At 62.8% G+C, this 12,281-nt stretch carries 14 protein-coding genes and 1 tRNA gene; 4 read left to right on the forward strand and 11 right to left on the reverse strand.

Features of this window, described 5'->3' with window-relative positions; all coding sequences use genetic code 11:
- Positions 1 to 161 precede the first annotated feature (161 nt).
- From BDB13_RS26610 to BDB13_RS26630, 5 genes are all read right to left on the reverse strand, one after another.
- Positions 162 to 234: transfer RNA gene (locus tag BDB13_RS26610), tRNA-Ala, on the reverse strand.
- Positions 235 to 319: 85 nt separating this feature from the next.
- Positions 320 to 1,057: a divisome protein SepX/GlpR gene (gene sepX, locus BDB13_RS26615; RefSeq protein WP_094274417.1), complete on the reverse strand. Its 738-nt coding sequence runs from the start codon at positions 1,055 to 1,057 to the stop codon at positions 320 to 322.
- A 244-nt stretch (positions 1,058 to 1,301) separates the two neighbouring features.
- The gene (locus BDB13_RS26620; protein WP_094274418.1) at positions 1,302 to 1,937 is read right to left on the reverse strand and encodes a GNAT family N-acetyltransferase; all 636 of its coding nucleotides are present in this window, start codon (positions 1,935 to 1,937) and stop codon (positions 1,302 to 1,304) included.
- 96 nt (positions 1,938 to 2,033) lie between these two features.
- Positions 2,034 to 3,293, reverse strand: a complete 1,260-nt coding sequence (glp, locus tag BDB13_RS26625; RefSeq protein WP_094274419.1) for a molybdotransferase-like divisome protein Glp — start codon at positions 3,291 to 3,293, stop codon at positions 2,034 to 2,036.
- Positions 3,294 to 3,415: 122 nt separating this feature from the next.
- On the reverse strand, positions 3,416 to 4,327 hold the full coding sequence (locus tag BDB13_RS26630) for a UTP--glucose-1-phosphate uridylyltransferase (protein WP_094274420.1): 912 nt from the start codon (positions 4,325 to 4,327) through the stop codon (positions 3,416 to 3,418).
- Between the two features lie 59 nt (positions 4,328 to 4,386).
- On the opposite strand from BDB13_RS26630, the gene BDB13_RS26635 reads away from it, so the two are divergent.
- The 4 genes from BDB13_RS26635 (at position 4,387) to mscL (ending at position 6,741) form a co-directional block, all read left to right on the forward strand.
- Positions 4,387 to 4,962 (forward strand): 5-formyltetrahydrofolate cyclo-ligase, encoded by a 576-nt coding sequence (locus BDB13_RS26635; protein ID WP_094275238.1) that lies wholly within the window; start codon positions 4,387 to 4,389, stop codon positions 4,960 to 4,962.
- Between the two features lie 126 nt (positions 4,963 to 5,088).
- On the forward strand, positions 5,089 to 5,394 hold the full coding sequence (locus BDB13_RS26640; RefSeq protein WP_094274421.1) for an FmdB family zinc ribbon protein: 306 nt from the start codon (positions 5,089 to 5,091) through the stop codon (positions 5,392 to 5,394).
- 101 nt (positions 5,395 to 5,495) lie between these two features.
- Positions 5,496 to 6,206, forward strand: a complete 711-nt coding sequence (locus BDB13_RS26645) for an SAF domain-containing protein (protein WP_094274422.1) — start codon at positions 5,496 to 5,498, stop codon at positions 6,204 to 6,206.
- 112 nt (positions 6,207 to 6,318) lie between these two features.
- On the forward strand, positions 6,319 to 6,741 hold the full coding sequence (gene mscL, locus BDB13_RS26650; protein ID WP_094274423.1) for a large-conductance mechanosensitive channel protein MscL: 423 nt from the start codon (positions 6,319 to 6,321) through the stop codon (positions 6,739 to 6,741).
- Between the two features lie 92 nt (positions 6,742 to 6,833).
- Here mscL and BDB13_RS32280 read toward each other — a convergent pair whose 3' ends face one another.
- From BDB13_RS32280 to BDB13_RS26675, 6 genes are all read right to left on the reverse strand, one after another.
- Positions 6,834 to 7,007 (reverse strand): hypothetical protein, encoded by a 174-nt coding sequence (locus BDB13_RS32280; protein WP_169634954.1) that lies wholly within the window; start codon positions 7,005 to 7,007, stop codon positions 6,834 to 6,836.
- Positions 7,008 to 7,013: 6 nt separating this feature from the next.
- Positions 7,014 to 7,511: a MogA/MoaB family molybdenum cofactor biosynthesis protein gene (locus BDB13_RS26655; RefSeq protein ID WP_185564609.1), complete on the reverse strand. Its 498-nt coding sequence runs from the start codon at positions 7,509 to 7,511 to the stop codon at positions 7,014 to 7,016.
- 80 nt (positions 7,512 to 7,591) lie between these two features.
- Positions 7,592 to 9,067 (reverse strand): S1C family serine protease, encoded by a 1,476-nt coding sequence (locus BDB13_RS26660; protein ID WP_094274425.1) that lies wholly within the window; start codon positions 9,065 to 9,067, stop codon positions 7,592 to 7,594.
- Positions 9,068 to 9,276: 209 nt separating this feature from the next.
- The gene (locus tag BDB13_RS26665) at positions 9,277 to 10,656 is read right to left on the reverse strand and encodes a HAMP domain-containing sensor histidine kinase (RefSeq protein WP_254923065.1); all 1,380 of its coding nucleotides are present in this window, start codon (positions 10,654 to 10,656) and stop codon (positions 9,277 to 9,279) included.
- A gap of 68 nt (positions 10,657 to 10,724) precedes the next feature.
- On the reverse strand, positions 10,725 to 11,411 hold the full coding sequence (locus BDB13_RS26670; protein WP_094275239.1) for a response regulator transcription factor: 687 nt from the start codon (positions 11,409 to 11,411) through the stop codon (positions 10,725 to 10,727).
- Positions 11,412 to 11,481: 70 nt separating this feature from the next.
- Positions 11,482 to 12,093 (reverse strand): trimeric intracellular cation channel family protein, encoded by a 612-nt coding sequence (locus tag BDB13_RS26675; protein WP_094274427.1) that lies wholly within the window; start codon positions 12,091 to 12,093, stop codon positions 11,482 to 11,484.
- Between the last annotated feature and the right edge of the window lie 188 nt (positions 12,094 to 12,281).

The following is a 12,281-nucleotide window of genomic DNA, read 5'->3' on the forward strand; positions in this document are numbered from 1 at the left end:
GAGTGGATCGAATTTGACCTTAATCCGGGTATGACACAGCACACGTTCACCACATTCTCCGCGAGACAGTCCGCTTTGTCGACCAACTGTCCGGATGAGAAAAGGTCCCCCGACGCTTGTCGGAGGACCTGATTCTTGCTCGAGCTGATATTGATATTCGGTGGAGCTGAGGGGAATCGAACCCCTGACCTCTTCGATGCGAACGAAGCGCGCTACCAACTGCGCCACAGCCCCGTGCTACCGCCTCGGCGGTTGCTCGGCAACTCTAGCAGGACCGAATCCGGCCCCTCGAATTACCGCCTCCGAGATGGTGGACGATTTACTGCCCGGATGCTCGACGCATCTCCGCCTGCCTGGGCATTTCCTCGTAGTGATCAAGGTGGTCGAAAGCCGGGTCACCATCGTCGACTTCGAGTACAACTGCACCCGGACGCTTCAGTCTGGCCGGGATCAGTCGAAGTTCTTCGTCGGTGTGGGACTCAACGCCCAGACGGGAGCGGTTGAGCCGTTCGGTCCGTCGACGACGGATTTCCTGCTCGATCCGCACTTGCCGGCGCAGATACGCGAGATAGCCGCCGAGACCCGCGAACGAGAGAGCGCACAGCCACCCCACGATCGGCGAGACGATCAGTGCAAGAGCACCGGCCATGATTGCGAGGAAAGCCAAACCGAGGAGTGTGCGCTGCCGAAACGTGTAGCGCGCTTCTCGGGCGATCGCGTCGGCCTCGGGGTCAAATCCACCGCGACCGCGTCGGACAGGCACAAAATCCCTGACCGGGGCGCGAGCGCCCGCGTAGTCGTCATCTTCTGCGTGAGTGTCCATCTGGTCCTCCGCGTCGTAGCTGCTTCGCATTGGTTCGGGTTGCCAAGTCGGATCGCTTCGATGTCCGGCTGCTGGTCCACGTCGCACAGGATTACTGTCGCCGCGATGTAGTACGCGAGTCGCGAGTGCTGCTTCGCTGGTCTGGCGAATCCTGGGGCGCTTGTTCACGAGCATCGGCACCAGAACGAACAACCAGACGGCCACGAGCCCGATCCACACGAATGAACTAGGCATGCCGCGACCTCCTTACGATCACCTACCAGCACCTATGCCAGCCGTTGATGCTTTCAGGTTAACGGCCGACGCCTTCGCATCGTTGCCGACGCGCCGAACCCCACCTTACTCATGTGTCACACGCGTACCGAACCGAACTGCCCGATCCGCCGGAATTCCTTTGTCCGAAAGTTGAATTCGCAACGACTATTACTGAGCGTTATGTCCGGTTACCGATGAGGTAACTGTCGTTTAACTGAGGTTTTCATGCCCACGACGCGCGGCCGGCGCGAACGAGTCGATCAACAACTGTGATGGGAATCTCTTCTACCGTCATCCCGACCAGGACATGATCACGCCATTGCCCGTCGACATCGAGGTACCGACGGAGCAAGCCTTCCTCACGGAAACCGGCATTGTGGAGCACGGCCCGACTCGACGAATTCTCCGGACGGACAGTGGCCTCGACCCGGTGCAACCCGACCCGCGAAAACGCGTGATCGAGAGTGAGAGCCACCGCTGCCGTCGCAACACCGCCACCGGTGACATCGGAAGCGACCCAGTAGCCCACCCAAGCCGAGCACAATGCGCCCCGAACGATGTTGCCGATGGTGATCTGACCGCAGTAGTTGCCGTCCAGTTCGATCACCAGCGGCAGAATCCGGCCTTTGCGTGCCTCGGACCGCAAACTTCCACACAGCGACGGCCAGACCGTGACGTGATGACGCGCATCCCACGGAGACTCACCAGTCGGTTCCCACGGCTCGAGATGCTCCCGGTCGCGAATTCTCAATCGGCTCCAAGTGGACGCGTCACGCAGCCGAATCGGCCGGAGCGTCACAACTCCGGCAGACACCCGAAGCGGACCCAACTTTTCCGGCCATCCAGGATGGACTGACATCACACCTCACTGGGTTGAAGGGCCGACACCGCGACGGGTTGAAGGGCCGACACCGCGACGGGTTGAAGGGCCGACACCGCGACGGGTCGAAGCGATTCACCCACGCTGGGCGAGAAACGCTACGTCGACGATTTCACCGATCTGAACTTCCGTGACATCTCGATCGACAAGCACCAGGCAATTGGCTTCGGCCAACGTCGCCAGCAGGTGCGATGACGCTCCGGCTGCGCCGCCGAGCGCCTGGACCAGGTACTCCCCCGTCGCTTCGTCGCGCATCAACTGTCCGCGGAGGAAGCCCTTGCGATCCGCAATCGACGTAATGGTGCCCACCGACCGGGCTTTCACGATGCGGCGCATCGGCTGACGACGTCCCAGCGCGATGCGAATGAGCGGCCGAACCATGACCTCGAAAACCACGAGCGCGCTCACGGGATTCGAGGGTAGGAGGAACGTCGGGACCTCGTCGCGGCCCAACTGTCCGAAACCTTGCACGGACCCCGGGTGCATCGCGACGCGCTCGACTTCGAGCGAGCCCAGTTCCGACAGCGCTTCCCGAACCTCGTCGGAAGCGCCACCCCCGACAGCACCGGCGATGACCACGATCTCGGACCGAATCAGCTGCCCCTCGACAACCTCACGCAACCGTCGCGCGTCGGATCCGGCAATACCCACACGGTTCACGTCTGCGCCGGCATCGCGAGCAGCCGCAGCCAGCGCGTACGAATTTACGTCGTACACCTGACCGGGGCCGGGAGTGCGATCGATGTCCACCAACTCGCCGCCGACACTGATGACCGAGAGCCGCGGGCGCGGGTGAACAAGAACCTTGTCCCGGCCCACGGCGGCCAGCAATCCCACCTGAGCTGCGCCGATGATCGTTCCGGAGCGAACCGCCACGTCCCCGGGCTGCACGTCGTCGCCGGCGCGTCGTACGTAGTCACCGGAACGAACGGGCTGGAACACCCGGACACGCGCACGGCCACCATCGGTGTGCTCCAACGGCAGAACCGCGTCGGCAAGCGTGGGTAACGGCGCACCGGTATCGACGCGAACAGCCTGTCGGGGCTGCAAGCGGATCGGCTGACGAGAACCCGCAGTGACCTCGCCGACAACCGGGAGGTTCAGATCTATCGGCTCGCCGTCATCGCCGCGCAGGTCCGTTCCGGCGCCCGCGACGTCGACACTGCGGACGGCGTATCCATCGATCGCAGCCTGATCGAACCCTGGCAGCGGCCGCTCGGTAACCACTTCTTCCGCACAGAGCAACCCCTGCGCCTCCGAAATGGCGACACGAACCGGCCGGGGCGCAACTGCAGCGGCTGTAACCCGGGTCTGCTGCTCCTCAACCGACCGCATGTGGTCTGCGTCCTCCTGTTTGTCGCGAAACTCGTGTTACTCAGCCCCATGATGCCTTGCCACGTGAGCGGCCGGACATCTCGATACTGGTTAACTTCCCGTCGGAACAGTTTCGAACTACTTCAGCGTTCGAGGCGAGCGGTCAACCACTCTCGCAACGACGGGCCGTAATCGTCCATGTCCAGTGCGAAGTCAACCGCAGCGCGGAGGTAACCGCCGGGATTTCCGAGATCGTGTCGAGTCCCGCGATGCACGACGACGTGCACGGGGTGTCCCTCGGCAATCAGAAGCGCGATGGCGTCGGTCAGTTGCAACTCGCCACCCGCTCCGGGCTTGATGCGTCGAAGTGCGTCGAAGATTGCCCGATCCAGCAGGTAACGGCCGGCCGCGGCGAAGGTGGACGGTGCGTCCTCCATAGCCGGCTTCTCAACCATGCCGATGACCTTCAGGACGTCAGGATTGGTCGCGTCGGGAACGATCTCGACGTCGAAAACTCCATAAGCGCTGACTTCGTCCTTGGGAACGTCGATGGCGCACAAAACCGAGCCGCCGCGCTTCGCACGTACCTTCGCCATGGTCTCGAGCACTCCGCGGGGCAACACGAGGTCGTCCGGAAGGAGAACTGCGATGGCGTCTTCGTCGTCGTCGAGGAGTACCTCGGCGCAACCGACTGCGTGTCCCAATCCGAGAGGCTGTTCCTGAATCACCGAATCGACCTCGAGCAGACCCGGCGCCTTGCGCACCTTGGCCAGGAGGGCGAATTTGCCACTCGCCTCGAGCTTGCTTTCGAGAACGAGGTCTTCGACGAAGTGTGCGACAACGCCGTCCTTGCCTGGTGACGTCACGATGACGAGGCGCTCGGCCCCGGAATCAGCGGCCTCACCGGCGACCAGTTCGATGCCCGGTGTATCCACCACGGGCAGTAGTTCCTTCGGGACGGTCTTGGTGGCAGGCAGGAAGCGCGTACCCAATCCGGCAGCCGGAACCACGGCCGTGCGGAATGCCTTCTTGTTGCTAGCAACAACGTCTGTCATGCCAACACCCTAACTGCAGGTTGTTACCTGTCAGTCATCACGATGCCTATCGTGAAGTGGTGGAACCTCGAGGAAAAGTGCAATGGCGACAATCTGTCCTGACTGAACGAGCCAATGTGTCGGAACACATACGGCGCGAAGAATCGGCAGCTCTGGCCCGACATGCGATCGCCGCGATTACCCCGGATACGACGGTCTGCGCGTACGTTCCGACCCGCACCGAACCGGGTTCTACCGACCTGTTGGACGCGCTGGCTTCACTTGCTGATCGTGTGCTGCTACCGATCACCGGTGAACCTGGCCCACTCTGCTGGGTTGAATACACCGGTGTCGATGCATTGCGTCCGGCGTCGTACGGATTGCGAGAACCAGTCGGGCAAGTCCTGCCCCCGGAGACCGTCGCGCTCGCCCACACTGTTTTTGTCCCCGCTCTTGCCGTGGATCTCCGGGGCACGAGGCTGGGACGCGGCGCCGGGTACTACGACCGCACTCTCGGAATGGTGTCTCCGACAACTCGCCTCGTCGCTATCGTCCGCGACTCGGAACTCGTAGAGCACCTCCCCGCCGATCCCCACGATATTTCGATGGGCTGGGCTCTGACACCGGGCGCGGGTTTGACCCGCCTGAATCGGTGAGTCGACGACCCCTTCCGAGCCAGTGGGAATAGACACGTAATTCGCACTGTTGGCACTGTCACTTGTAGAGTGCTAACAGCTGCAGTGTCAGAACACTGCTCGATATCACAATGCGGAGGAAGCCCGGTGCCTACCTACTCATACGCATGTACGGAATGTGACAACCGTTTCGACATCGTCCAGTCCTTCAGTGAAGACTCGCTGACGGTCTGCCCAGCCTGCTCCGGCAAGCTCCGTAAACTGTTCAACTCGGTCGGCATCGTATTCAAGGGCAGCGGTTTCTACCGCACCGACAGCCGCGGTGGTTCCGGATCTGCCAGCGAACCCGCGAAGAGCGATTCGGCACCGGCGGTCAAGGTCGAGTCCAAGTCGGATTCCTCAACGTCCTCGTCGACCAGCACTCCGGCTCCGGCAAAGGCCGCTGCCAGCTGATTCACGGCAGACGCTTCTCCCGCTTCTCCACAAGCGTCAGGTTGTCCACAGACAAATAACGGTAGGACCGGAATTCATACTTCCGGTCCTACCGTTCGTCTATGCCACCCGTCTTCTCTCGCTTCCTCCGGCCGCGTGATCCCGCCCGACTCGATCTCACTCCGAGTGCCCTCGACAGATTGATCTCGCTGGCAAGGCCGAATCGTGTGCGGAGCGCAACCGCTCGCAAGGTCGCCGCACTGATTCTTGCAATACTCGGGATCGCTCTGCTCTTTCGTGGAAGTCCCGATTCCGAGCGCATCAGCGTCGTCACCGCCGCCCGCGACGTCGCACCGGGAAAGACCATCACCCTCGACGATCTCGGAACCGGGGACTTCACTGCAGATCAGATCCCCGACGGGGCTGTCACCAACGCTGCCGACGTTCTCGGCCGAACGGTTGTCGGTCCGATGCGACGCGGCGAAACTGTCACCGACATCAGGATTCTCGGCCCGCGTTCGGCCCGAGAATCCACCGGAATCGACGACGCTCGAATTGTCCCGGTGCGCCTCGCTGACGCCGCAGTAGCGGACATACTGCGCAGCGGCGACATTGTCGACGTGCTGACAGTCGGCGCCGACACACCGGACGCAACATCGACCGACGCCGCGCCCCGGATCCTGGCTACCGGGGCAGTCGTCGTCCTCGTCACGGCGGCAGAAAATGCCAGTAACCAGCGTGAACAGATAATAATGCTGGCTCTGCCCACCGAAGCTGCCACCCGCGTCGCCGGGGCCTCACTGGTCAATGCGATCACGGTGACGTTTCAGTGAGCGAACATATCCGGGTCCGCTCCTCTAGGATTTTCGCAATCGGTTGTTTCCGGAGAGCCCAATAACCGGACGCCACACGAAGACTAGTCACACCACATTCAGGGAGACCGAAATGCTCAAGGGATTCAAGGATTTCCTACTCCGCGGGAACGTGCTGGACCTGGCCGTCGCAGTTGTCATCGGCGCGGCCTTCACAGCGATCGTGACCGCCTTCACGAGCAACATCATCAACCCCCTCATCGCTTCGATCGGCGGAGGAAACGAATACGGCTGGGGTATTCAGCTCACCGGCGACACCAGCGAGACGTTTCTCAACTTCGGCGCCGTAGTCACCGCGATCATCAACTTCATCATCATCGCCGCCGTCGTCTACTTCGTGTTGATCCTGCCCGCAAATGCAGCGAAGAAGAAGTTTGCGACCGAACCCGAGGACAAGGAAGCCAGCGAAACGGATCTGCTCATCCAGATCCGCGACATCCTCGCTTCCAACGCTGACGGCACCGACAGCGGCGCTCACGCCAAGACTCTGGAGTAAAGCGGCTCGACCACAGATAAGGCCCTCGCAGACTTACGTCCGCGAGGGCCTTATTCATGTCTATCCGCCGCTGTGTCTATCCGCCGCTGTATCTATCCACCGTGGTGAGGCGGTACCTGTCCGCGCAACCAGTCGTCGTCGGACGAACTCGACGATCCTTCGGGACCTCGTTCGTCCGACGTCGTCTCCGGGAACACGTCCCCGAAAATGCGCGCCAGCTTGTCTTTGTCGACCGCCTTCTTGCCGGGATCCTTGTGCTCGGACACCGCAGCTCAGCCCTCGAGGCTGGAAAGCTCGGCGATGACGTGACTCGCCAATGCCGTCAAGGTCGCCATGCCGTCGCGGATCGCGGGGCGCGTCGACGCCAGGTTGGCGACGAGAGTGCTGCCCGAAACTCCGACCAGTCCGCGGGACAAGCCCGCTTCGAGGGATCCGGCTGACAGGCCGGACGCCCGGAGTGCTTCGGCGATTCCCGGGATCTCACGGTCGAGTACCTCGGCCGTGACGTCGGGTGTCACGTCACGCGGCGACACTCCGGTGCCTCCGACCGAGATCACCAGGTCGACACCACCGATCACCGCGGTGTTGAGAGCGTTGCGGATCTCCACCTCGTCAGCAGCGACGGCGACCGTCGCGTCGACGAGGAATCCCGCTTCATTGAGCAACTCCGTGACCAGTGGACCGATGGAGTCGGTGTTGTCGCCGTGGGCTGTGCGATCGTCGACGATGACGACCAGAGCGCGGCCGGCCGAGGTGGCTTCGAGTTCCATACCTTCTACCGTAGTGCCGCGCTCCGGATCGGTTGCGATCCGGCCGAAGATCGGGGTGATCGTCGGCAGATCGCCGATGGTCATCGGACGCCCTGCGCCGGAGCAGTTCCCAACGTCACGTCGACGGTCTTGCTCTGTCCGCCGTCGGTGTACGTGATCGAAACCTTGTCGCCGGGCGCATGTGAACGCACTGCCGCGATCAGCGAATCACCGTCTGCGACAACACGATCGTCGACCTTGGTGATCACAGCGCCCTTGGGGATACCGGCCTTGTCTGCCGGACCGCCAGCAGTGACATCCATGACGGTTGCGCCATCCGCGTTGTCCTGCGAAGGCACTGTCACGCCGATCATGGCCTGCGTTGCCTTGCCGGTCTTGATCAACTCGTCGGCCACCCGCCGGGCCTGATCGATCGGGATGGCGAAGCCGAGGCCGATCGAGCCGCCCTGGCCACCCGACGATGCTCCCAGTGAAGCGATCGCCGTGTTGATGCCGATCAGCTGACCGTCCATGTTGACCAGCGCGCCACCGGAGTTACCCGGGTTGATGGCCGCATCGGTCTGCAGAGCGTCGATGACGGTGTTCTGGTTGCCCGACTCGCCGCTGGTGGAGACGGGACGGTCGAGAGCGGAGATGATGCCCTCGGTGACCGTGCCGGCCAGGCCGAGTGGAGATCCGACCGCCACAACCTGCTGCCCGACCTGGACGTCCGCGGACGTGCCGAGGTCGATCGGTGTCAGGTCATTGCGGCCGTCGACCTTGATGACGGCGATATCGGAAACCGGGTCGGCACCGACGAGGGTTGCCGAAGCCTTGGTTCCATCGGAGAACGCGACGCGAAGTTGCGCGCCCTGAGCGCCGGCAACGTGGTTGTTGGTCAGGATCAGTCCGTCGGACGACAGAATCACGCCGGAACCTTCACCGCCCTGCCCCTGCGCTGTTGCAACCTCGATCTGAACGACGCTGGGGACAACCCTCGCGGCCACTGCCTGCACCGATCCGGCCGGCGCGTTGGACGTGTTGGTTGCGCTCGGCTTGGGAGCGTTGAGCGAATTGGTGACGGCGGCACCGCCGCTGTTGTTGTCAGCCACGATCGCACCGACAGCGCCGCCGACGCCACCACTGACCAACACCAGAGCGAGCGCTCCGGCGACCAGCGCCATGCGCTTCGATTTCGGCTTGGGTTCACCAGCGTTCGGTCCCTGAAGCGCTGGGGGGACTGGGGTTCCCGGTCCGCCAGGGCTACCCGCACTTTGGTACGGCGACTGCTGTTGCGCCTGCTGTTGGTATGCGGCCTCGTGCGCACCGTGCGGTTGTCCGAACGATGCGGTGGGCTGCTGACCGTAACCGGGTGCCGCCTGCTGCTGCCCGAACGATTCGGTGGGCTGGTACGGACTGCGCGGTACCCCGGACTCCGGCGCGGGAGTCTGCTGGGTCGGATTCTGCTGGGTCGGGTAGCCCTGCGCGGGGTACGGCTGCTGCGTCGGGTACGCCTGGGTAGGTTCGCTGTTGGGCTGCTCGGGCCGGGTCGGGTCGATATTGCGGTCGTCGGTCATCGGCTCGCTTTCGTCTCGGTGACCACCCACGGCGGTCACAACTGTGTTGACGACAAGCCTGCCTTGCGCGGCTGAGAAGGCGCTGAGACGTACCTGTCACTTTGCCCAGAGTTTGCAGTGAATTCACAATCTTTGGCTCGAACTTTGGCTCAGGGGCGACGAAAAGCCTTAGCCCCGAACATAATACTCAATCATTCCCGCTCGAATGCTTACGCGGCGGTCGGCCCCGGTTCACCTGGCAGCACAATCCGAACCAGTGCCCCACCCCGATCGGATTCGTCGATCGCGATAGTGCCGCCGTGTTTGATCACGACTTGACGCACAATCGCCAGTCCCAGTCCGGATCCCGGCATGGAACGCGCCGCCGTGGACCGGTAGAAACGATCGAACACCAACTCCCGATCCTCCTCCGGAATACCCGGTCCCGCATCGCTGACCGTCAATTCCAACAAGCCTTGGCCGACGGGACGCATGTCGACATGCACCTTTTCACCCTTCGGACTCCACTTCGCGGCGTTGTCGAGGACGTTGAGGACTGCGCGCGAGAGACCGGCTTGATCGCCGTAGACAAACCAGGGTGTGGTCACGGCATCGAATTCGATTTCGTTGCGGCGCCGACGCGCTCGTTCGAGTGAGCGTTCGACGACGTCACTCACATCGACTCTCTCGTAGACAGTTTCGGGTGCATCCTCCCGAGCGAGATCGACCAGGTCGCCAACGAGGGTAGAGAGTTCTTCGATCTGTGCGACGACGTCGGCGCGCAGTTCTTTCATGTCCTCGTCCGGGATCTGCGGTGCACCCGGCCGACTCGACGCGATGAGAAGTTCCATGTTGGTCCGGAGCGATGTCAGCGGTGTGCGCAATTCGTGGCCGGCGTCGGCGACGAGTCTGCTTTGCCTCTCCCGAGATTCGGAGAGGGCCCGGAGCATCGTGTTGAAACTCTCGGTCAGACGCGCCAATTCGTCACTGCCGGTTACCGGGATCTGGGTCAGATCGTCGGTTCTGGCCACTCGCTCGGTCGCAGCCGTTAATCGTGCGATCGGCCGTAAACCTGTGCGTCCCACTGTTGTCCCGGCCACCGCGGCCAGGATGACACCGCATCCGCCGACGACGAACAGCACCCAGGCAAGCCGATCGAGCACTGCGACGGTGGGCTCGAGCCGTTGCGCGATCACCAAAGCGCTTCCGTCGTGAGTCCGCTGCGCGAGTACACGCTGCCCGTCGACGGTACGTAGCGACGAGTCGGAAATTCCACGTGCCACCGCAATTTCGGCGTCACCGATCGGAACGTCGGAGCCGGGAGGCTGGTAGGTATCGAGATTCGAGAAGATCAGAGCAACACTGATATCGGTGGTGTAGAGCGTCGCGCCGCTGATGTATCGCGGATCGAACCGCACGACGTTGCTGTCGATGAGAACGGATGCGCGGGTGCGTAATTGGTGATCGACATCGGCATAGAGCGCGCGTGAGACAACGGCGTAGGCCGCGATGGCCATGACAGCCACAGCGATCGCCACGACGGACGCCGCGAGCAGTGTGACCCGCCAACGCAACGACACCGATCGGGTCAGTTGCATCGGGGGGCGCATCCCCGCCGACGTACCGGCGGGGATCTGTGAGTTCTTCGGTTCGGCACTCTTCCCGAACGGAGCGGTGATCACGGCGGCGTCTCCCGAAGGACATAGCCAACTCCGCGGACGGTGTGGATCAACCTCGGTTCACCGTCTGCTTCGGTTTTACGACGCAGATACCCGACGTAGACCTCGAGTGCGTTTCCGGAGGTCGGGAAGTCGTATCCCCACACCTCTTCGAGGATGCGCCCCCGAGTGAGGACTCGGCGCGGGTTCGCCATCAACATTTCGAGGAGTGAGAACTCCGTCCGGGTGAGGCTGATGGACCTCTCGCCGCGCTTGACCTCGCGGGTGACGGGGTCGAGGGTGAGGTCCTCGAAACTCATCATCTCGGAATCGGCGTCCGGATCCGGCGCAGTCCGGCGGAGCAGCGCACGCAAGCGGGCGAGCAACTCTTCCAGAGCGAACGGCTTGGGGAGATAATCGTCGGCACCCGCATCGAGGCCGGCGACGCGCTCACTGACCGAGTCACGGGCGGTGAGCACGAGGATGGGCAGATCGTCGCCGGCGCTACGCAGACGGCGGCACACTTCGAGACCGTCGAGGCGCGGCATCATGACGTCGAGAACAACGGCGTCGGGACGGTTGGCGATGATCTTTTCGAGTGCGTCGAGTCCGTCGACCGCGAGCTCGACCGTGTAGCCGTTGAAGCTGAGCGACCGCCGCAGCGACTCGCGAACCGCTCGGTCGTCGTCGACCACCAAAATACGCATACCGACAGTTTGGACGTATGTGCTGAGACTGGGCTGAGAGGGGCCCATTCTGCTCTTCGGCGTGTCGCGGTCAGTCTTCGGTACGCCGGGGTCCGGGCAGGCTCCAATGACGCCATAACGCAAGCAATCTGAACACTGCGGCAAATACGGTGCCGCACACCAGCGCGCCGTTCGTAGACAGTCCGAACTCCGAAACTGTGACCACCAACGCAGCGCCGAGGAGAGCCGGCACCGCGTAAAGATCCTTGTGGAGCAGGAGCGGTACCTCGTTGACGAGAACGTCACGGATCACGCCGCCCCCGATCGCGGCGGTAGCGCCGATCAACGTCGCGGCGAGCGAACTGGCATTGTTCTCCAGCGCGATGATGGTGCCGGTACTTGCGAACAGCCCCATTCCCAGTGCGTCGAGCGCCAGGATTTCACGACGCAATCTGTTGAGCGGCTCGTGCAGATAGAAGACGACCAGCGACGTCACCGCGGCGGTACCGAAGTACGGCCAACTACTCAAGGAACTCGGCGGATGGACACCGAGGAGGAGGTCTCGGACGATACCGCCGCCGATACCGGTGAACACTCCCACCGAGCACACCCCGAAAATATCAAGTCGCTTGGTGACGCCCACCAGAGCACCGGACGCCGCGAACGCCACGATGCCCACCAGTTCGAGGATCGTCAGCAGCACCGGCCAAGGATCCCACGGCCGGATTCGATTGAGATCCAACACCCCGAATCGGATGGTTCCGACCAGTCTGCGCGTCGCCGGTGCAGCGGATTCACTCCCCGAAAAGCTCCCCGGAAAAGCACACAAAAGCCCAGGCGACCCTGCAACGTCCTCACGGCGGCGCGAGTCCGGTAGGATTACGCAATCGA

The sequence above is a fragment of the Rhodococcus sp. OK302 genome, assembly GCF_002245895.1.
GTDB lineage: Bacteria > Actinomycetota > Actinomycetes > Mycobacteriales > Mycobacteriaceae > Rhodococcus_F.